The 21832-nt window shown below is 60.8% G+C and carries 12 protein-coding genes and 1 pseudogene; 4 read left to right on the forward strand and 9 right to left on the reverse strand.

Annotated features, from left to right (window positions below):
• Nucleotides 1–695 precede the first annotated feature (695 nt).
• The 4 genes and pseudogenes from VGV60_11100 to VGV60_11115 all read right to left on the reverse strand — a co-directional run bounded on the left by VGV60_11100 (nt 696) and on the right by VGV60_11115 (nt 2517).
• Entirely contained in the window at nt 696–1295 is a 600-nt protein-coding gene (locus VGV60_11100) for a ferritin-like domain-containing protein (protein ID HEV8701807.1), read from the reverse strand.
• Nucleotides 1296–1576: 281 nt separating this feature from the next.
• Nucleotides 1577–1948 (reverse strand): YtxH domain-containing protein, encoded by a 372-nt coding sequence (locus tag VGV60_11105; GenBank protein ID HEV8701808.1) that lies wholly within the window; start codon nt 1946–1948, stop codon nt 1577–1579.
• Between the two features lie 135 nt (nt 1949–2083).
• Nucleotides 2084–2236 carry a lmo0937 family membrane protein gene (locus VGV60_11110; protein ID HEV8701809.1) on the reverse strand — a complete coding sequence of 51 codons (153 nt, stop codon included), beginning with the start codon at nt 2234–2236 and terminating at the stop codon, nt 2084–2086.
• 200 nt (nt 2237–2436) lie between these two features.
• A pseudogene (locus tag VGV60_11115) lies at nt 2437–2517 on the reverse strand (carboxymuconolactone decarboxylase family protein).
• Nucleotides 2518–2632: 115 nt separating this feature from the next.
• Here VGV60_11115 and VGV60_11120 point away from each other — a divergent pair.
• On the forward strand, nt 2633–2890 hold the full coding sequence (locus VGV60_11120) for a hypothetical protein (GenBank protein HEV8701810.1): 258 nt from the start codon (nt 2633–2635) through the stop codon (nt 2888–2890).
• 289 nt (nt 2891–3179) lie between these two features.
• Here VGV60_11120 and VGV60_11125 read toward each other — a convergent pair whose 3' ends face one another.
• Nucleotides 3180–3563 carry a transposase gene (locus VGV60_11125; GenBank protein ID HEV8701811.1) on the reverse strand — a complete coding sequence of 128 codons (384 nt, stop codon included), beginning with the start codon at nt 3561–3563 and terminating at the stop codon, nt 3180–3182.
• 344 nt (nt 3564–3907) lie between these two features.
• Here VGV60_11125 and VGV60_11130 point away from each other — a divergent pair, with 344 nt between their 5' ends.
• Complete coding sequence (locus VGV60_11130; protein HEV8701812.1) at nt 3908–4084, forward strand: hypothetical protein; 177 nt, start codon at nt 3908–3910, stop codon at nt 4082–4084.
• A gap of 716 nt (nt 4085–4800) precedes the next feature.
• On the opposite strand, the gene VGV60_11135 is transcribed toward VGV60_11130, so the two are convergent.
• Complete coding sequence (locus VGV60_11135; GenBank protein ID HEV8701813.1) at nt 4801–10608, reverse strand: RHS repeat-associated core domain-containing protein; 5808 nt, start codon at nt 10606–10608, stop codon at nt 4801–4803.
• On the opposite strand from VGV60_11135, the gene VGV60_11140 reads away from it, so the two are divergent.
• Together VGV60_11140 and VGV60_11145 are read left to right on the forward strand one after the other, a co-directional pair.
• Nucleotides 10607–11554, forward strand: a complete 948-nt coding sequence (locus VGV60_11140; protein ID HEV8701814.1) for a tetratricopeptide repeat protein — start codon at nt 10607–10609, stop codon at nt 11552–11554. The two genes, VGV60_11135 and VGV60_11140, sit on opposite strands and share 2 nt — an antisense overlap.
• Before the next feature lie 1395 nt (nt 11555–12949).
• Entirely contained in the window at nt 12950–13690 is a 741-nt protein-coding gene (locus tag VGV60_11145; protein HEV8701815.1) for a hypothetical protein, read from the forward strand.
• A 123-nt stretch (nt 13691–13813) separates the two neighbouring features.
• Here VGV60_11145 and VGV60_11150 read toward each other — a convergent pair whose 3' ends face one another.
• The 3 genes from VGV60_11150 to VGV60_11160 all read right to left on the reverse strand — a co-directional run bounded on the left by VGV60_11150 (nt 13814) and on the right by VGV60_11160 (nt 21794).
• Complete coding sequence (locus tag VGV60_11150) at nt 13814–15790, reverse strand: UvrD-helicase domain-containing protein (GenBank protein ID HEV8701816.1); 1977 nt, start codon at nt 15788–15790, stop codon at nt 13814–13816.
• A gap of 101 nt (nt 15791–15891) precedes the next feature.
• Nucleotides 15892–18693, reverse strand: coding sequence for a site-specific DNA-methyltransferase (locus VGV60_11155; protein HEV8701817.1), 2802 nt, complete (start codon nt 18691–18693; stop codon nt 15892–15894).
• 2 nt (nt 18694–18695) lie between these two features.
• Nucleotides 18696–21794: a DEAD/DEAH box helicase family protein gene (locus tag VGV60_11160; GenBank protein ID HEV8701818.1), complete on the reverse strand. Its 3099-nt coding sequence runs from the start codon at nt 21792–21794 to the stop codon at nt 18696–18698.
• Between the last annotated feature and the right edge of the window lie 38 nt (nt 21795–21832).

Raw genomic sequence — 21832 nt, forward strand, 5'->3', positions numbered from 1 at the left:
GACATCGGGAGCGTCCTGATTCTCGGGGAGGAAGGATTTGAAGGAGCGTAGGGTTCAGCCCTGTGAACCGCAGGCCGGTCGAGAAATTGAGGCACCGACCAAACGGGGATCCCGCGCCACAGGTGGCGCGGGATGCCCTCTTGGGCGGGAACTTGTCCGTAGAGGCAGGATGAGGGGGAAGGAGTCAGGGGGTTCAATCTTCATGGGCTGACACTACGGCGTTCCGATCGGAGTGACAACCCGGAGTCTCCTGAATCGAACGCAGGAATTCCCTCATTGGCGCCCCGGGATGATCCTGACAACCCCAGCAACTGCGCTGTGAACGAAAAAGGGGAGGTCGCCCGGGTCCCTGGCGGCCTCCCCCAAGAGGATCCTGTCCGTATTACGTGCGGTACTGCTTGCCTGTCGATCCGCTCCGCTCCCGGTCGTTCCTGGGGGCGTCGCCACGGTCCGGGTCTCTCTGATCGTTTCCGATATCAGTGTCGGTATCGGGATCGCCCACGGTGCGTGGGTTCTGCTTCTGATTCGGCTTGGGTCGCTGTTCATTCATGCTCGGCTCACCTCCATTAAGAGAATTGTGAACATCGCTGCTGATCAGCATCGCAAGAAACTCTACGATGCCCCTGCGAGCCAGACAATCAGACGATGCCTGAATCTCGTGTCGGGCGTTTGCCCGACCGGGAGGGGGTAATGGTTCAGAGCATCTCTCTGCGCGCCTGCTTGGCACGCGCAGCGCCGATGGCCGTCTCGACTTCCTTCACCTCCTCCGGGGGAGGCAGGACGGCCGGGAGTCCCAATGACTTGACCCACAGCTCGCGGGTCCACCCGGTCGTGTGGTAAAGGTGCTCGTCCTCTTCGTCCTCGACCTCGTCGTGAGCCTCTTTGAGTGCCTTCGCCATGGTCCCCTTGGACGCTTTGGCCACCATGCCGATGAGCTCCCAGTTGAGGTGGTCCTTGGTCTCGGCCGCGATGACGCACTCCCCGGCGACCAGCTGGGCCGCTTCGCGACTTCCGCCCTTCAGCGCCAGCTCCATGGCCTTCACGAGCGACTCGCCGATGTGGTGGACGACTTCACGTCCGGGTGTCTGAATCGCCGGATCGATGTTGAGCTTCTTGAACACCTCCAGGAGGACTTGCTCGTGGTTGCGTGTCTGATCGAGATAATTCCGCCACTCCTCCTTGAGGTCCGGGTTCGTCGCGCACCGGAGCGCGGTCTCATAAACCTCGACGCCGCCGATCTCCGTCTCCAATGCCTGGATGAGAAGCTCCCTGACCTGTTCGGTTTCCATTATCATTGCTCCTTTCATGCGGATGTCCTGGGAAAAGCCGCCAGGAGAACGGGCGCATCGGTCGTGCGGTCATCCTTGACGAACGTGCACGAATCCGTGAAGCGTGGTTGCGGCGACCGGCCCGATCTGCCAGAGCGCCGCCGGATCGCAATGGCTGTGACATGCATTCTTTCTCGTGATCCGAAATCACCCGCCCATCTGCCGCCGGACCGGGTATCCGCCCGGCGGCAGCCGGACGAGGGTACTAGGCGGCCGTCCCGGGTACTCCGGGCTGCCGGCGTCGTAGATCACTTGGGGGTGTTGCCCCCATAGGCCCCAGCGCGCGCCGGGGACGTGGGGTTGTAGTGCGACTCGGATTTCGACGCGGATCCCGTTGCCTGCCGACTGGCCTCCTGCGCGGCGCCCTGGTGATTCGTGTCCTTGTCAAACGCCTTGGAGAAGCCCTCCTTGATCGCCTCCGCGCCGCGGGTGTAGGAGTCGGCCACCGAAGCCGAGACGTCCCCGGCCTTCTCCCTGACCTGCTGCATCGCATCCTGCAGGCGCCGGCGCGTCTCTTTGCCGCTGCGCGGCGCGGTCAACAGCGCCACGACGGCCCCGGCCGTGGTCCCGAGCGCGAACATGAGAAACCCGTGGCCCCCATTACCTCTGTGCTCACTCATTGTGCTCCACCTCCTGTCAACTGGTTAAAGAACTGAACGTCGTACGATGAACGAGTCCTGCGTACGGCTAGCACTCTACTCGTGCTTCCTGGCAATTCCATTCGGGCCCGGGCGTTCGCTTTCAGCGCAGCCCCATTACACGGCGTGTCGTCGACCCCGAAGGAAGTGAAACACGAACGACACGAGCGCGAGAATCAGGAACAGGTGAACGAACCCCCCCAGTGTGTACGCCGTGACCATTCCGAGCAGCCAGAGCACGACCAGGACCATCGCTAATACTGCGAGCATTGTCGGACCTCCTTTCACCATGACCCGGCGGGAAACCACCGCCGTTATGTAATTCGGTAAGGCTCGTACTCATCATGGTATGAACGCTTATACCCCCGCGTCCCGAGGCGGACAATTCAGGACGTTCCTGAATCAGGCCGCTGCAAGGTCTGAATTGACAGTCAGGCGACCACCGCGTGATGCCGCGCGGTATGGACCTAGATGCAGTAGGGACACTGGGTCGTGCACGCCACCGCGAGCGCGATCAGCTCGCGGTGCTTCCTGGGGATCGCCCTGTCCGCCCCGCGCAGGGAGGATCCCCTCGACGGCGTGGTAGACTGCCCGATACCTGCCGTGCGGTTCGGTCCCGCCGTCACGAGCCCGAGTCGTGGCTTGCGGAGCGTTGGGAGAATTTCGATGTCGCGTCCGGCACGAACGATCGCAGTCGCCCTCCTCGCTCTCATCGGCTGTGGGTTGAGCATCCTGTCCAGTGCGGAGACGACGGAGCCTCTCCGGCCCGCGGGCGTGTCCGTCACCGGCAAGCCGCTGGGCGAGGCGCCGTTCACGCTGCACCGGAACGCGATTATCGGCCCGCACGACGGGGTGCTGAGCACCGCCTTCTTTCGCGATCTCGTCCTGCAGATTGACTATCCGTCCCGCGTCGTACGGTTCTAAGTGTAAGACATTCTATCGCACCTCTGGGACACGGGCGCTGTCACGGCGCCCCTGAGGAGGTGCGGCCGGTGCGCGCCAGGTGCGAAACCCCCCTTCCCGACCCGTGCAATGCGCCGCGGTGAGGGGCGTGGTGCTGTGGGGGGCCACTCCTCGGGGTTGTCCCGGCGCGACGATCCCGATCGCGAGCACACCTCCGGCAGGCGAGGGCGCGTGGGTCAGGTCGGGCAGGTCGGTCCCGTCAGGATGATGCGTGGCGTCGCGGCCACAGCGTCGTCCGCGGCAGCGCGGCTCACCCACCGGGCGGCGCGTGCGCGCGGGCCTCGGGCCGGGGGCGGTGCTGGAGAATTTTCCGGATCACCTTCGGGTCGAGAATGACTGCCACCACCCGCATGGTGCCGCCGCAGGGGCAGCGCAGCGGGTCGACCTCGAACACCTTGGCGATGAGCCGTGCCCACTGGCGGCGGCGCTGACGTTGCGAGGGTGTCAGAGCGATCGTCTCGCTGTCGGGCGCGGCCAGGGCAGCCCCGGGGCTGCGCCGCGCCCGTGCGCCGCGTGTTCGGTTGGCGTAGGCGCCATACAACCGTGTGAGATGGAACCCGGCCGGCGGGATGTGTTGGCACAGCCGCGCCAGCATCTCCAGCGGGTCGAGCGTGACGCTAAGCTCGCCGGTCACCGGATGCACACGCCGGCCGCTGTAGGTGGTCCGGGTCCCGTCCTACCGCAGCCGCCCCAAGGCGATTGGCGGATGCACCAGGTAGCGGCACAGCCGCTCCACCCCCGCCGCGTCCCACGGCTCGACCCGGATGGCGCTGTGCACCGAGAATCCCGAATGGCATCAGGCCGTTGCCGCCGCGCCGGCCCGGACGGGTGCCCAGGGCGGCGACGAGTCGAGCGCCCGCCACCGGCCACAGAGGGCCTGCAGGGCGATGCGGGCAGTCCCCCGGAGCCTGGGCGCACGGCTGACGCGACACGCGGCGCGATACAATTCCCTATCCTTGCGAGATCCTGGCCGCCTACATGCGTCTGCGGCGCGCCTTCCGCACCGACTCCCCCGCCCTGCTGTCGCTGGATTGCGAGGCCGAGCGCCGCGCCGAACTGGCCGCGATCGAGCAGGCCTTCCGCGCCCTGTCGCGCACCCCGTCCTTGGCCTTCATCCGCCCCGCCAGGCCCCCGGCCACGCAGCCTTCCCACTGAACCGGTCCCATCCCCGGTCCCGACCCGAACGGCGGTTGCGGAGTTCCCTAATGATGGTGCCGGGGGCCCGGCACACACTATTACAGACACGCCGATCGACATGGTTGGATAGGTTCTGCCTGCCCGCGGAGGCATGTTGGCGGCCCAAGGTCAGGAGAGTATTTCCGCTACTCAGCAATGTCGACGTGTACTAACACTATTTGAGCACGGCTCCCATCTACACATGTCCTCGCACCCCCACGCGGCCGCATTCAGGGAAAACCACTTTCCAGCCGAGACGTCAATTCGATGTCCGTTCCGCCCACCCCTTCTTGCCAACCGAAGAAACACGAGTCAACACCGCGGCTAGCACGAAGTATTCCACTCCCGCGATCGGCCCCAGCATGATCAATGGCCACGACACGAGCAATTTCAGTACCACCCATCCCAGCCCGGCATGTACACACACACACAGGGACAGAATTCCCCAAAAACTTCGCTTCCGCCAATTCGGACGATTTCTTCGGATCAAGTAGCCGAAAACGAGGACCGTGAGGGCCGCAAATCCCATCCATTTTAGAGGCAGAGTCGGCGATCCACCCGATCTCGCTTGATGAACTGCGTACAGTTCTGCCCCCATAACGGCGATCACGCCGATCACGACATAGAGAAAGACATCCTTCAGCCGTTGACGCCCGCGGTGAACTGTCACGGATTCCTTCCTCACACAATGGCACTCATTGACATTGCCCGTTCCACATTTGATATCCCTGGACAACGAGTGCCTGATACTCTGCCAACACCACGCCAATAAGAAGCCCAAGCCCAGTCGCAGCCTCCGCGTCGGTCGCTATCGTCCTGACTGTGCTCGACCTTAGGGGATAGAGAAGCCCTTGACCGCCAAGAGAATTCGGTCGTGACGCTGCGTAGGACATGGCGCTGCTGAAGCGAGCAGCGCCATAGGCCGAACCCACTACGTCGCCAAATGACGCGGCGCTCGGGGCGATCGGAATGAGCGCATCATACCATGCATCAAAGAAAGCTCTATAGCACCCGCCCGTCTTGAATTCGTCCATCCAAAACTGTGTGGAGAAAAGATTAGAGAAAAAGTTACTGATGACTCCCCCGCCCCCGCCCCCACCTCCCACACCTACGCTTGAGTACGAAATGTTTCTGAAGCCTATGAAGGTTACCTCCATGTCCGGTGACTTAGCTGTGACTGTGATGCCATCAGTACAGGGCAGCGAATGACCAGGTTGGGTGGGTCCTTGTTGACAAGCCGGCGGTCCCGCAGAATACATACCCGTTGGATCGTAGAAGTTTACCGGGTTATTCAAGGCGTAGAGATAGCCTCCTCCAAGGGAGTCCGGACCGAGCCACCTCCCCTTCGAGGCTGAATGATAGCGGGCCCGGCTGTAATCATTGCCAGTCTCGGAGTCTCGTTCATAACCTGCAAAGCGATACGGGTCCAGCGTCTTCATAGGCTGGATCTCTTCACCATATGGCAGGTACTTGTGTTCCGTCACAACGACGCCGAGCGCGTTGGTTACTAGGCGAAGACTGCCAAGATGATCTGAGTGGAGAAACAGCACGTTCGCGCCAACCATCTGTCCCGCGGTCGCGTACGGGCTGATCGCCTCGCTTCCTTCAGCCAACCTGTCAGACGCAGGCTCATCCGTCCCCTGCCATGAGCCCGGGGTGATGTTCATGCCCATGCCAAACGACTTGGGTTTCGCGCTGACCTGATTCGATTGTGTCGACTTCCAGCCCGCCGTGTCCACGGCGCGCACCTTGTAATAGTACGTAGTCCCATTCGTAACGTTCAGGTCTGTATAAGCCTGAGTTGTTATGGGCGCGCTATTCAGGGCTGTACCGTAAACCTCTGTTCCCAGGCTCGTTAGACTGCGGTACACATAGTATCCAGCAAGATCGGGTGGGCTTGTCGACTGAGCCCAAGTCAGGCTTACGTAGGCATTCCCGGCGGTTGCCGCCAAGCTACTGGGCGCAGGTGGAGGCGTCGGCGTGTTGCCAGTGATGATGATTCTCTCGGGCGACGCATTGCCCTGATTCCCCACATTGTCGATGGCCACGACCTTGTAAGTGTATGTCTGCTCGTTGCTGACTTGTGTATCCAGATACGTCGTTCCGGTGGTCGTTACGGGCGTCGTGCCAGGCAGTATGGGGTGAAACTCGGTATCGGACGGACCCTTCTTCAGGACAAGATAACCATATGCGTACTGCACAGGGTACCACTCTAGCGATATTTGTGTAGATGTCGCCTGACTAGTCTTCCACGCGACCGCGAGTGGCAGGGGGGTCTCGACCATATTGACTCGGCTTCCGCCGAAATAGACATAGTCTCGGTCCCATTGCGGCACTATTTCAGTGACATTCGCAGGGCGCGAGTACTGGGAGAGGACATTCCCATCGGCATCCCGAAAATAGAACACCTCCTTGCCATGATCTTCCTTCCGGTACACTCTAAGGCCAAAGGCATCGTATGAGTAATTGCCCTTGTCCAACCCGCCGACCTGCACCTGCTTCAAACGCCTGGCATTATCGTAGTTGTACTGGAACTGATCGTCCTGCCTCAAGGCACCATCGCTGTCATAGGCCCAGACGGCCGGGGACCCAAGAACCCCGTCTATCCGATTTGTTGCCGAGTTGACAATGTATCCGGTAATCGTCGTCCCGGGGCCTGGTGTCAAGGTTTGGCTGCGACTATAGATGTTGCCGAATGGATCGTACGCAAATGTTTGTTCATACATGGTTCCCCCGGAGGGCGCCATCAGCCGCGCCTCCTTGAGGCGACCAATCGAATCATAGGTGAAGACATCGGACCCGACAGTCTTGATGTTCCCACCACCGTCGTACTGATAGACTCCGGATGTCCATAGCTGCCCATTGCTGCCATTTAATACCTTCACCTCGTTGACGCGCCGGCTATTCATTGAGTTGGGTTGAATGATCGTCTTTATTCCTGTGCCTGCCACCCATTGCTTAAGCCGCCCCGACTCAGCGTACAGAGCGCTGTCAACGGCAGAATAACCCCGACTCGATCCAATGTGCGTGATTTGCCCATGTACCCGATCCATCGATAGACAAGTAGCATTCGTGCAGCCTGGCATCCCAGTTGGGTCAGTCGTCGCGGTCGTCGGATATACGATCGATGACACCTGTCCTAGTGCATCGTAATTGTAGAAAATGCTGTGGGCGCCTCCTGCCCACTTGCCCAGGGTCGTCGTCATCTTGTTGAATCTGCCATACTGGCTCTCCTGGTAGTAATAGTCGACAGCCGCCACCGGCGGGCTTAGGGTCCCGTCGTCTTCATAACTGCGGGCGGAAGTGATTTGGCCGAGCTGTGAATTGCTATTTCCGTGGGTTGCCTCGTCGTATCCGTAATCAAGGACCCGGGTCCTCAAGCTGCTCTGGTCTTCTTCCTTCTCGACCATGGTCAGCCGTCCGGCCGGATCATACGATTTCAGATAGTGAAATGGAGGCGCCGAGCCAAACCCGTTCGCGTCTGCAAATCGCACCACGTTTCCCATTGCGTCATAACCGGTACTGGTGTCGACGCCCGTCCCGCCTTGAGTCACGGTGCCAAACCACATCTTGCCTCGTTCCGGCTCTTCCAAGGTAGCGATCCTGCCCAGGTGGTCATAAGTAGTCGATCGTAGCTGGAACACAGGAGCAGCTGGAACCCGACGGTCCCAAGTCTTGGCGAGAGTGGGATGGTTCATTTCGTCATAGGAGTATTGCCTTTCCAAATCGAAGCTGGTGGCACCGGCTGCCTTCGTGGTCATGCCAATCAATCGACCTAGGACATCAGCTGTTGACACCGTCACGGAGTCTATTGTTGTGGGGGAGGCTACGGAGCCACTTTGAATGCCCTGGACAGTTCTTGTCGTCACGAGGCCCTGATAGCTGGTTAGCGTGGTTGCCCCATCTGCGGCAATCGTTTTCCGCACCCTAAGAAATGGATCCACGTAGACGGTAGCCGAGCCGCCGTACGTGCCAGCCCGGATGGTGGTCGTGATCGGACCCGTTGTTCCCACAGGTGCCCACTCTGACTCGGTCATGACGTTCCCGACGGCATCATAGGTGTACTTCTTCGACACCCACTGAGCGGCACCCTGATCGTCTGTCTTGAGAACCTGCTCTTCCGTGACCCTCCCCAATCCATCAAGAATCGTCTTGCTCTGGATTGACGTGACTAACAGTGGATCGCCGCCGATCACTTTTGTAACCATCAGCGAATCGTAAAATCCCGGCTTTTGAAACGTACCATACGTGATGCCAACGGGAGGTTCCCCAGATCCCGCGAGAGGTCCAACCGTGGTGGGCCTCCCGATGCTATCGTATTCCACGCTGACCCCAGTTCCGGATGGCCCACGAACCGCTGTTGCAAGACCCCAGTTCGGCTCCCGATCCACATCCAAGGAGTACCAAGACAGACCATTTGCTTGCTGCTTCGTCGGATATCCAGCATCCCACAGCAAGGTGTTCGTCCCAAGATTGACCCCCTGTCGCGGAATCTGGCTCAAGACCGCACTCCGATTGCCCGACGATGAAGCATAGCCAAACGTGGTTAGCAGGTCATCTTGACTCGTGGCAAGCGGAGACGCTCCTGGGGCGAACAACCTCCGCGCCGAGGTCATCCTGCCGTAGGAATCAAAAGCAAAGTCCGTCTCCTCCTTAACGCTGTCATTCCCATCAAATACCCGCCGCCACAAGACCGGAGTCAGAATCCACTTGTCAGGCCCCGTGACGACGCTGTAGCTCATCTTTGTCTTTCTGTAGGGAATAGTCGCCCCCGCGACGTTCGGGTTGGGGATTGACTCGATGGTGTCCTGGAAGCGTCCAAAGTTCGTCGTCAGCATCGTCCAATTTGTGTAGTCAGTCACCTTCAGGTCGTGCGGGTTCTTACCATCGTCGTCGAACGATGTGGTGTCTCTTATGAGCCGCACATTATCTGCATAGTGACCCTTTCTGAACGCCCCACCGACCATGCAAGGCGTGGTGTGGTCGTATTCGTACGATGTGGTGCGCAAGCGAGGCGCAGTCACCTCCGTACCGGCATACGCTTCAATCTTCGCCAGCGTACCATCGTGTGGCCCCGGAGTCCCAGCCGACTGAGGCGTGCCGTTATAGGTGTAAACCGTGAGGCTCTTTGCGACCGTGGAATCCTCCAGCTCGTAGGGCCCTCTCACCGAGACTGTCTTGGGTAGTACATAACAATTCTCCGGATGCAATTGGCTACAATTCACAGCGTTGCTGCGATCGTAAAGCCAGTAATAGGTCTTTCCAGCAACACCAATTCCGCGCCCGGTAACGCCTAGAACAGGGAAAAAGCCGAATTGCCCAGACCGCGCACCTTCGAAAATGTTTGGATAATCGTGTCGCCACACATTCCCAATCCCGTATTGATAGCTTCGGCCTCCCCCAAACGGGAAGCTAACCGATTTGAGGAGCCCAGCATTCACGTTGGGAAGGCCCGCCGTATCATAGAAGAACCAATACGTCTGAACTGGATTCACTCCCACAGCTGTCAGGCTAGTTAACGTCAGAATGTATCCGTAGGTCGAAGATCCATTGAAAGGATCGGTGATGGTCGGCTTTGAATAGGTGAATTGATATACTTGCGTACTCGATGGAGTAGTTGGAGCGGGTACCTCGATCGACGTGACTACCCCGTCGTGGTAGGTACCTATGGAATAGTACTGGGGACCGTCGTTGTAATATTGATCCACAGCGCATGTGAACCGCACCACTCGCGAGGGATTGTCCATATCCGTAACCGTGTCTGGACACATCGACTTTCCTGAGGCTTGAGATTGGTAGGTGATGGCAATACTGTATCGCGAGGTTCCGTTGTTTTTTGGTTGCGGACCCGTGATGGTGGTTGTATCCCATCCATCGTACGCGGCTTCAGGAAATCCCCCCCAGGGACGAACGTTTGGGTCCATTTGCCGGTGACGGCCCATCGACAGAGTTGTTCCGTCTGGAAGCCAAACGGTCCAACCTGAAGAGTTGGATTGGGCACGAACCCCAGATCCGTCGAACGCGTACCAGTAGGGTGTGGGCTGGCACTGGCCATTTTGGTCGGCGGCCTCCTGAAACAGTCGGTGTGTGTCCCCTCGTTGGCCTTCATAGAAGTAGCGGGTCTCGGTTGTACCCCCACTCGTATAGGCCAGGGAGTAAACTCTTCCAAATCCGATTCTCCATCCAAGTCCCACCGGACCGAAGCCGGTGAAATGCCGTGCACTAGGCGTATACGGATAGTTTGAGTCCGTTGCGTCCCATAGGTTGCTATTATAGGAAAGCCCCACCGACCATTCAGCCATGTCACCTGAGTGGGCGGTGTAGAGAGGAATATAGAGATTGACGGTCCCGGTGAGAATGTCGATGCTTTCCTGATCCCATGCGCTGTTCACCCCCGTAGCGCCGGGCGCCGCGGCCGCCGCGCTTTCCGCCTGAGCCAGAAGAACCGAGGGGGCCAGATTGCATACGAAGAGGATCGATGGCAATAGCTTGAGGGTTTTCATGGTTCCCCGCATTGTGGTAGGTCGTTCGGTAATTCTCATTGCCGGTCTGTCGGTCTTCATCGGGTCTGATCTCGGTTCAGCCGAGCCCCCCCAAGGAACATGCATTCCCAATTGCGCCAGCATTCTCGACCTTGCAGGCCCAACTGCCGCCGAGGAGCTGCACGGGCTGGCGAACCTCGTCCTGGATCGAGTACGGGCAGCCGGAAGTGGTCAGGGAAAAGTGGAGATTCTTAATCAGTTCTTTTTCAGGGGCCTCAGATTTCAGTCGGAGGATAACGCCGAGTTTCCGGAAGGCCTCCTTCCTGCAGATGTTCTTTCGCGACGCAGCGGATCGTGTGTTGGCCTGGCCGGAGTGTACCTGGCGCTGGCTTCTTTCCTTGACTTGCCCGTTGCGGCAGTCAGCGCGCCGAATCATGTGTTTGTCCGCTTTGATGACAGCCACGCGAGAATCAACGTCGAGTTGCTCCAGGCCGGCAAGGCATTGCCCGACGACTGGTACGTTCGCACGCACAAGATCCCTGCCTCGTCCATCGCTTCTGGTGTCTTCCTGAGATCTCTTGGCGAACGAGAGTTTCTCGGCAACGTCTATGCCAACCTTGGGACCTTCTATTCCAAGCATGGTGATTTCAACAATTCGCGGGTCCTCTACGAGGCCGCTCTCCGGGATGCCCCGCAGCTCCCGAATGCCAGCTATAACCTAGGGAACGACCTCCTCAGCCAGAGGCTCTACCGTCAAGCCGCCAAAGCCTTCGATGCTGCTCTGACTCTCTTCCCCACCGATGTGATGGCCCTCAATAACCGGGGCATAGCACTGTGCCGGCTGGGCAAATCCAGACGGGCCCGCAAGGACTTCCAGGCTGCCGTTGACCTCGACCCGGCGTTCATCCAGGCCCAATCGAATCTTGTTAAATTGAATTGCGGGTTGACGACAAATCCGGGGCCCTGACGTCTTGCGCATGAAATCGTTTGCCCGAGAGCGAATCAGGGTTGCATTGCATCGTGCCCCGAGGGAAGAACGAGGCGCTGACGAGACGGAGCCGCGACTGGCGAGCACTTGGCTCAAACCCGCGAGCACTGAGAAAGCCCCGCCCAGTTCTGGGTCTGGACATGGACGCGGATTGCTGGACACGGGCTACCTGCTGCCTGCCCGGCAGGCCTAAGCCGCGTTACGATTCGTGCCGCAACTGCATCTGAGAGAAAACCAGCTCAACTCGTTGCATGCAGTTGTGGCGACTAGTTGTGCGGAGCTATATACCCTCTTCGTGGAAGACTGACAAGATGTTTTTGCGAGCGATGACACTTTCCTGTTTTTCAGTTGTCCCATTTCTCCTCAGTGTTTCCTCGTACGTGTCAGGCACGATTCCACTGAGGGATGAGGGACATTGCAACACGCAATAGACATTCCAGCGGGAGAGCGCACAAGCCCTTTGTTGGACGCGAGTCAACGGGGAGACGATCGAGGACGCCTTCCTGCCTCGCGGAGAGAATTCGTGGCGACGAGCTTAGCCGCAGTTATGAGGTGACTTGCGTCTGGCTCCCCAAGCGACAGTCATCTCGAACTTCTCTCGGTCCGAACCTCGATCTTCGACCTGCGCTTAGGGCTTCCACGACCAGCCCTCCAGTGGCCCTAACTGGTTGGAATACCAGGAGATCGCTCGACGGAGCTTCGGGCCAGGGTTCGGTGTTACGCTAGGGCGCCTGTCAGCTTGCGTCAGACCATCCGGTAATGGCTCGGAAGGGCCATCGGTCTTCATAGGCTGTGACCTGCAGCGGATAGGCCGGCGCGCACGGACAGCATGCAGCGGACGATGCGCCGCCGCTGACGGCGGGCGTTGCCAGTCCTGAGGGCATTGTCTTCATCCGCCGTTGATGACGCCTCGCGGCGGACCTCGCAACGATCGGAAGATTTGAGTAGTCGATGCCAAAACATCTCACGCAGGAGGACGCACTCGCTCGATTCCACGATAGGCATGGCGATCGGTACGACTACAGCCGAGTCGACTACATCAACACCCGCGCGAAGGTCGTCATCGTCTGCTGGAAGCATGGACCATTCAAGCAAGGCCCCGCCGAGCATTGGAAGGGCCAGGGCTGCCGGCACTGTGCCAGACCACGGCAGACGGGGGCTCCGGCCCGACCATGGGACAAGGTCGAGCCACGCTTAATCGCTGCGCACGACGGGAAGTACACCTACGATGGCTCTAATTATCGGAACTCGAACTCCAAGATCAGGGCCACCTGCCCAGCACATGGCGACTTCTGGCCGCAGGTCGCCTCCCATCTCCGGGGGAAATTCGGCTGCCGGGAATGCAGCTACATAGAACTTGGGCAGGCAAAGCGGGTGAGCTTCGAAGAATGGCTCAGATGCGCGCGGGAGCGATTCGGCCATCGCTTCGAGTACGACCCCGAGAGCTGGAACACACACAGGAACATCGGTCTGAAGAAGCTCCGGTTCCGGTGCCCGGATCATGGGTCGCAGGAGATGAAGCCCAACTATCATCTCCAATCCCCGATGGGCTGCCCTACGTGCGGGCGCTTCCAGGGTGGCGATAAGCGACGGCTCACGACTGAGGAGTTCATCGCGAGGGGTACGGCTCGATTCAACGGGAAGTACAGCTACGAGAAGACTGTCTACCGAAGCGCCTATGAGAAGGTCGTCGTCACCTGCCCCGAGCATGGCGACTTCTCAACGCTCCCGAACAACCACACCGCCGGACACGAGTGTCCGCGGTGCGTGCCGGGGGGCTTCGACGTGAATGCCCCCGGAATTGTCTACTATATCCGCATCGACGCACCGGACGGCGTGTTCTACAAGATCGGCATCACCAACCTCACCGTGTGGGAGCGCTATCCGAACTCATCAGATCAGAACCGCATTACGATCTTGAGGGAGTGGCCGTATGGAGAGGGTGCCGCCGCCGCCGTGCACGAGCAGGAAGTCCTGCGTAAGTACGATGCGTTTCGGTACTCCGGCCCACCTGTACTGCAGGGTGTGGGCGTGACCGAGGTCTTCACCTGCGATGTCCTCGGCTTGGACGGCGGTAATCCGCCTGACCCGCCTCAGTTATCGCTGTTCGATTGAGCCGTTGATTGCGGCCGCCATGGTCAACACGGTAGGCACAGGATCCAATGCGGGCGTGGGACCCTTCGAGCGGGTCATCCGGGGCTGGATCAGGCTCTCGACGTCGGCGCCGAAGAGCGAATCCTACTGCCTCAAGTCATCCAGAAACTCGGACGCCGGATCGACCCCGGTGATCAGGAGATGGTCCCGCGCGCGCGTGCACGCCACGTACAGCAGATAGCGCTCGGTGTCGTACACTTCCTTCAGATCGGAGTCATCCCCCACCGTTTCGATTCGCTCCTGCGACGGGATCACTTCGTCGTCGCAGGCCATGACGGCGACGGCCCGGAACTCGAGGCCCTTTGCCAGGTGCATGGTGCTGACGGCCACGTGTCCGCTGGCCGTTTCGACATGGTCGTCGAGGACCTTCCACGGCAGAACGGCTGCCTGGATGGCCGCTGTTGCGCGATCCAGTTGCGCAGCCGAGCGGACGAAGACGCCGATCTCGTGGGGCTGCAGTCCCGCCTTCGTCTCTTCCCCGAGCCACTGTCCAACGACTGCCCGCTCCTCATCCGGATTCGCAACGACGCGGATCATGGGCGGCGCACCGTTGAACACCGAGATCGTGTCGCTCCTGTTTTCCACGTTGCCGTCCACGTCGACGATCTCGGGACCCAGCAGGCGGTCGGCACGCTCCCGAATCTGATGCGAGGTACGGTAGTTCACGCGCAGCGTCCGCGAACGGCCACGGATCTCCACACCCAGGGACCTCCAAGAGAACGGCTGCTGGAAGATGCGCTGCCCCAGGTCGCCCGCAAAGAAGAGGCCATCGGGGCGCGCGCCCAGCATGGCGGCGAGGAACCGCATCTGGGTCACGGTGACGTCCTGCGCCTCATCGATCACGGCATGATCGTAGGGTGGGTTCCGGCTCTCGGGCATCTCGGTGGCGAGGGCCTCGAATACGGCGGGCTGCGTTGTCAGCCCCCGTATCCGGAGGGCCTCGCGCACTCGCTCGAAGATGACCCACAGCGTCTTTCGTTGCGCCTCGGGCAGTCGTGTCTTCCGCCCGAGCCGGGCGACATCGCGGTAGGCTTCCCAGCCGTGTAGCTGCCAGCCATCGACGACCTGCTCCCATTCGGTCATCAGGAACTGGAGACTGAACTTGTGCTCGCCGACCGCTCCCGACGCTGCGCGCATCAGGTCGCGCACTACCATCGGGGTGGCCAGCTTGACGGGGCCGAGAAGCGCCTTGTGCAGGCGCAGGCCAAGAGCGTCCAGGGAAGTGACATCGATCCGCTCGGCGATTCGCGGCTCGTTGCCGACCAGACGCCGCAGACGGGTCCGCAACGCGCTCGCCAGCGCATCCGAGAAGGTCGCCAGCAAGACGCGCGCGCTGGGATGCCGGCGAGCCAGTTGAACGGCGCGATGCAAGGCCACAATCGTCTTGCCCGTTCCGGCGGACCCGGTGACCCGAGCCGGTCCGGAATAGTCGCGCTCGACCCACTCCCGCTGTTCGGGGTGCAGGAAGACGGTCCATCGCTCCCACGGGAAGTCGAGCGCGCGCTCAAGCTCCTGCACGTTGGTCATGACCCGGAAGCGCCGCTGTGCGTCGGGATGGTCGAACGGGCCGACGGCAGTCGGCATCGGCACGGCGACCCGTGGCTGCCCCCCAGTCGCCAGCTCGAGCAACGCCTCGGCGGCCTCCGCAGGCAGGTGGTCCGCCAGGAGCAATAGGCTGTCTTCGTCCACCTTCCGGACGTCGTCCAGCCACTCCCGGGGCACGCCGTAACCAAACAGCACATCGTCGGGCTTGTCGGCGAACAAGCGCGGCTTGGCAGATGCCTGTGCCTCCCTCGCGACATAGACCGGCACGACGATCTCCTGGACCGTCTCGCGTAACTCGACAAGCTGGGCCGCCCCGGTCTTCGGGTGGATCTCCAGCTTCCGGCGTTCGGCCCAGGAATAGGCACGGTCGTGGTGGTCGACGTAGCAGAGCGTCAAGCTGTTTGCCAGGCGATGGACGATCAGGCGGATGTCGCCGCTGACCCTCACCGACCAGAAGTTTCTGTCCTTCGCCTTGTCCAGCCTGTGAAAGCGCAGACCTGGGCTGGCGGGGTTCATCTGCAGGTCGAAGGCGGTGGTCTTGACCGCCTTCTGTTCCTCGCCCGTGAGCTGCGCCAGGCTGGCCGTGAACGTGTCGGCGATGCGGAATTCGGCGCCGCTCACATCCGGAACACTTTCATCACCTCGTCGCCCAGGTGATTGATCACCTTGACGGCGATGCGCCCGCTCTTCGGCTTGTCGAACGGCCGCGACACAGCGCTGTTGAGGCTGGCCCACGCGTCGGCATCGATTTCCGCCTTGAGTGAAGTCTTCAGAGCGCTGTACGGGTCGTTCTGGCCGAGAAAATACGCATGCCGGACGAAGAAGCTCTCGCCGTTGTAGTCGGTGTCGATCATCCAGCAGGCGATCCCTTCCGCCGAGTCACTGCGGATCTCGCCGGTCGTGGGGTCGAAGACATCGACCCCCTTCACCGTGACGCGCAACTTGCCGTCCTTGACGCTCTCAACCTCGATGTCGGGCTCGCCGAAGATGACAAAAAGGTTCCCTTTCCCCGTGGTCTTGAGATCGGTGGCCATGTGCAGGTCGGCGTTCATGCGTGCCTTCAGCACCGGCACGCGGCCGAGCTTGTGAAACTCACCCGCGTGCGCGTCATAGTTGAAGGCGCAGGCGATGACCACGTCAAAGCCTGCGTCGCCAGCCTCTCGCGCCGACTCGACGAGGTCGGGGCGTGAGACGGTGCCGAACTCGGGACCGATAAAGATGCCGGCGCGCTTCTCCCGGCCCCCTTCGCGGTAGCGCCCCTCTGCGCAGATCCATGTGCCAGGCCAGCCTGTAAGGGAGATGAATTGAATCTTGTCCTCCTTGTGCGCCTGCTGGACGCCGGCTGTCTTGAGGTTCTCCAGAATTATCTGCTCAAAGGTCTGCCCGGCGCCGTACCCAGGAGCGCCATCCGTAGCTTTGAATGGGTCGATCAATTGGTCGTCCTCGTCCACGCCGAGCACCCGATGGGGACTGAGGCTCTCGACGGTGAACGGACCGGCGACGCGCACGATCTTCTTGTCCTCGTACGGCTTGTCGTAGAGATCTTCGAACTCCCCCTTGGCGGCAATCGAGGCGTCGATCTCCTTTTGGCGGGCGATGCGCGCCTCCCACCAGCAGGCGTGCGCCTTCTTGGCCGCGTCCGGCCACGTGGCATTAGCCTCGCGTGGAATCTCCCATTCCCGCCATTCTCTGTTCAACGCGACACTCAGCTTCTCCCGCAGCGGCTCCAGCGTTGTCTGCCACTTCTCCCAGATGACGTCGATCTCCGCGTTATTGGCGATGGACTTGAGCGTAACGTGTGGCACGCGCTCGTAGACAAATCCATGGCGGATGTTGCCGTGCACGGGCCGGCTGCCGGGCGCGGTGTGGGTGATTTCAGCTTCCTTGAGCTGGCCCTCCCGCGAATCCGCGAGCAGATAGTACGGGTAACGCGCCCCCATGATGCGAGCACGGGCCAGAGCCAACGCCACTCGGGACGTGTCAATCGTAATCCAGCGGCGGCCCCACTTTTCACTGACGGTAGCTGTTGTGCCTGCCCCACAGGTCGGATCTAGCACGAGATCGCCCGGATCCGTTGTCATCAAGAGACACCTCTGGACAATCTTTACACTTGTCTGAACGACGTAGATCTTCGGGTCAGCCCGGTCTTGCACCGCGCCTGCAACATCAAACCAGGAGTTCGTAATGGGGTTTTGATCGAAGTCGCTGAGATACCGCACATAGCGCAATTTGCCCTTCGGGGTAATCTGCAGCCGATTTGAGGAAGCTAATCGCCTCATTCCTTCTGGAACAGGGGCCTTCCAATGGTTAGCCTCCCCAGGATGAAATATGCGGCCGTGATACAGGAACTCGATTGTCGCGGCGCCGGTTCCTTGGCTAGTTGGGTCGCCATCAGTGAACGCCCGTGAACCATCTGGCAGAACACTCGGATCGCGTTTCTCTTCAGCCGACATCGCCCTTCGTTCCAGCGAGGCCAACTCGATCTGATCGTAAGCATTCTGGACCGCCTCTAAGGAGTCCTTCCTCACATGCAACTGGCGGTACTTGACCCGTGAGATGTCTCGCGAATACCAGAGAAGGTAGTCCCCAGTTCGACTCAGTGTGCTTGCTGAAGAGAAGCCTCCGGTCGTTGAATAACAGATGAGACTGACAAAATTCGCATCGCCAAACACTTCATCCATCACTGCTCTGACCCTATGGACATTCTCATCGCCAATCTGGATGAAGATGGAGCCGGAGTCAGTAAGGAGGGCACGGGCCACTGTGAGCCGGTCGCGTAGGTAAGTGAGGTAGCTGTGTATGCCGTCGCGCCAAGTGTCCCGGAAGGCCTTGACCTGTTCGGACTCACGCGTGATGTGATCGGCCTTCTCCTTCACGTCGCGACTCGTCGTTGACCACTGGAAGTTGCTGTTGAACTTGATGCCGTAGGGGGGATCGATGTAGATGAATTGCACCTTCCCTTGCAGCCCCTCGCGCTCGGCCAGGCTAGCCATGACCTGGAGGGAGTCACCAAGGATCATGCGATTGGACCAGTTCTGATCGTGCTGGTAGAACTCGGTGCGGTCGACGCTTTCGGGGAGGCCATTGAAGTCGGCGAAAAGATCAGGCTGAGCGGCCGGCGGCTGCGCCGCTTTGGTTTGTCGCAGAAGATCGTCGATCAGCACCTTCGGATGGATCTTCTCCTGGATGTAGAGGGGCGGGGCATGGACGACGAGGTCGCTCCAGTCCTGCTCGTCCTTGCCGCGCCAGACAAGTTGCGGATCGAGGTCGGCGTTTCGAGGATATCGCAGCGTCAGGGGCTTCCTTTGCTCCCGATCTATTACAGACTCGTGCTCCGCGGTCGGGATGTTCTTACGCTTGTCGTCGGCATGGCGAAGCGCCTCGACGGATTTTCCTTTGGGTTTGGCTTTCTTCGCCATGTTCACTGGCCCGATGTTGGCTGCCGGGTCATCGCAGCGTCGATGATCTCGTTGAATCTCTTCTGGACCTTGTCCTTGAAGTCCGATTCGATCGTGTAGATGTCGGTGAACTCGGCACAGGCCCAGCGCCCATACGTTCCGAGGTTGTTCACCCCAGGAACCCAGTAGGTCTCCATCGTAGATTTCTTTTCCTTCGCGTCCTCGCGGCGGTAGCCCTTGATCTCGACGACAAGGTGCAAGGGGTCCGGGACGTCCTTGCTCCTATCGCCATCATCGACCACGACAATGAAGTCGGGAATGTATTTCCTGGTTTCTGAGCCGTAGCGATACGGAACCTCGAGCCCAAGGTTGTGATTCTTCGTGTAGGCGATCACCTTGGGGTGGGACTCGGCGACCCGGCAGAACTCCGCCTCCCAATCGCTATCGAGCACGACCCAGTTGACGTGGTCCTTCGGCGGCGGGCCGGCCGTGTCCCAACGATTCGTGCGAGAGGTCGCGAAGCGGACGTGCGCCGTAGACCCGGTCGGGTTGTACGGGTCGAGAAGTACCTTGATCGGCCGCTTGCCCTCGAGCGCGCGCGTGATGCCGGCGGTGATTCGATTGCAAGCCATGTCGGCCAGCTCCTGGTACATGAGCAGCGCTGGGTAGGTGTCGCCCTTGCACACGAGACAGGTGTCGAGCCACTGCTTGGTGATCCGTTTGAGCTGGCCGAACAGATAGAGCTTCGGGTCCTCACCGGCGTCGCGCCACTTGGTGTAGAGAAGCCGCTGGGTCAGGCAGAAGAGCAGCGTCGAGTGTCGCGTGTCGCCCAGGTGTTTCAGGTCCAGATCGACCCCTTCGCCGATGATGCCGGCGTTGCGCGTCTTCGACGGGCCGACGATGTCGGGGGTCAGTTCCAGGATGGAGTCGTCATTAAACGAGGCGGTCAGGCGCTCCTCTGGGAGCTCGACCCGGTAGCCCTCAACGCGCGGGAAGCGGATTTCGAGCGCGTCGCGGTCGGGCCTTACGGCCTTGACGAGGACCGTCTCCACCGGTGGCTTCGGTGGGGCGACCACCGGCTTGGCCGTGAAATCGAAGGGGACACCGAAGATGTCCGCGTACTCCACGTCGAAGAGGCCCTCGTCGTTCAGATCGTAGGACTGCCGCCGTAGCGCTCGCCCAATGACCTGCTCACAGAGGAGCTGGGTGCCGAAGGCCCGGATCCCAAGGATGTGCGTGACGTTTCTGGCATCCCACCCCTCGGTCAGCATGGAAACCGATACGACGCAGCGGATGTCCGCGCCGAGCTGCCCCGGTTTACCGACCGTGTTCATGACCTCGCGCAATAGGTCCTGGTCCGATAGCTTGTCCGCCGCCCGCCTGTCGCCGGTGCGCTCGATGATGTCGCGGCGAAAGCGATCGATCTCGTCGGCGGCCATCTCGCGGAAGTTCTCGTCCAGGGCGTTGCCCGCCTCGAGTTGCTCCGAGTCGATGAGCAGGGTATTGGGCCGGGCGAGCGGATTCCCCGTGGCCTCGTCGAAGTTCCGGAACAGTGCCAGTCGACCGTTCTCTAGCGTCGAGCTTCCGTCTTCGTTCTGGCGCTGGAAGCCCGAGACATAGTCGTAGACCAGCTTCGAGATCGAGGTGTTCTGGCAGACGATGATGAAGCAGGGCGGGACACGGAGACCCTGCTCCTGCCAGAGCTTGAACGTCTTGTCGTAATGCCCGTAGAGCGCTTCCAAGGCGGTCTTCAACCTTGTGGGCAGTTTGAGCGGGTCCAGCGCGCCGCCGCTACCGCGCCCCTTCTTCGGCATATCTTTCCGGATATGCTCCCAGAGGTTGCGAAAGACCGGCATCTCGTCGCCGGGGATGTTCTCGGCGACCGGCACACGGGGCAGCTTGACGATCCCGCACTCGAGGGCGTCCATCAGAGAGAAGTCGCACATCGTCCAGGGGAAAAGGGTGCCCTCGGCGTAGCCTGACCCGCGCAGGAAGAACGGTGTCGCCGACAGATCGAAGACCCGGGCCAGCCCGAGCTTGCGCTGCACACCTTCGAGGCCGTTGATCCAGACGCGTGCCGCCTCGTTGTTCTTCTCCGCCTCTTCCCGTTCTTCCCCTTTCAGTTGGGCGTCGTCCGACTCGGGCGGTTTCTCTCGGTAGCAGTGATGCGCCTCGTCGTTGAGGACGAGGATGTTCTTCAGGCCCATCAGATCCGGCATGACGCGCTGCAGCATCTGGCCCTCGGTCTCGGCGGTCTGAAGCTCGTCCCCCCGCCGGCCCTTCAGGAGGGCCCGCCCGCCGGCCGACAGCTCCAGCCGCTCTCGGAGCCTGAATGCGTGGTAGTTCGTGATGACGATCTTCGCGCGTCTGATGTCGTCCACGAGGTCGGTCGGGACCAGCTCGAGGCTGGCGTAATAGCTGTCCGGGTCGTTCGGCTGTAGCACCCGCAGGCGGTCTCTGATAGTCAAACCGGGCGCAACGACCAGAAACCCCCGCGTGAAGTGCTTGCTTCCAGGGCGGCGCACCGCGTTGATCGTGTGCCACGCGATCAGCATCGCCATCACGGTCGTCTTGCCCGCCCCTGTGGCGAGTTTGAGGGCGAGCCGCTGGAGTTCGGGATTGGCGTCCTTGTTCGCGCTTGCCAGGTGGTCGACGAACCGCTTTCCGGACGCGAGGTGAGGGGCGACCTCCGTGAGCCAGATCGCGGTCTCGACGGCCTCGATCTGGCAGTAGAAGGGGCGAATTGGTCCGAAGCGATGCCCGCGCCAGTGCGCCAGGAGTCGCGCCGTCTCCGGCGTCACGTGCCATTGGCTCGCAGGCAATGCCCGCCATATGTCAACCTGTTGTCGAACTCCGTTGATCATGGAGGTGAGGTCGTATTGCTGCTCCTTCGTTGAGAGACCCCGCCCCTCGTCGAACACGAACCGTTCTTGTTGCGCCGAAGACTTGCGCTTCTTGGGCTTCGGGATAGGCGTGATGAAGTCGGCGGGACGGCGACTATCGAGGATGCGCTGCGTCGGCTGCCCGCTCTCATCCAGCTCCCAGTGACGTCGCGGGTACTCGTAGGGGGAGTTGATGATTGGGTGATCGAAGAACGCGTTTGACGTGTTGCCCACGGTCATCGCGATCCACTCTTTGGAAATCCGCGATGGGCTGCCTC

This window comes from Candidatus Polarisedimenticolia bacterium, assembly GCA_036001465.1.
Lineage (GTDB): Bacteria > Acidobacteriota > Polarisedimenticolia > Gp22-AA2 > Gp22-AA2 > Gp22-AA3.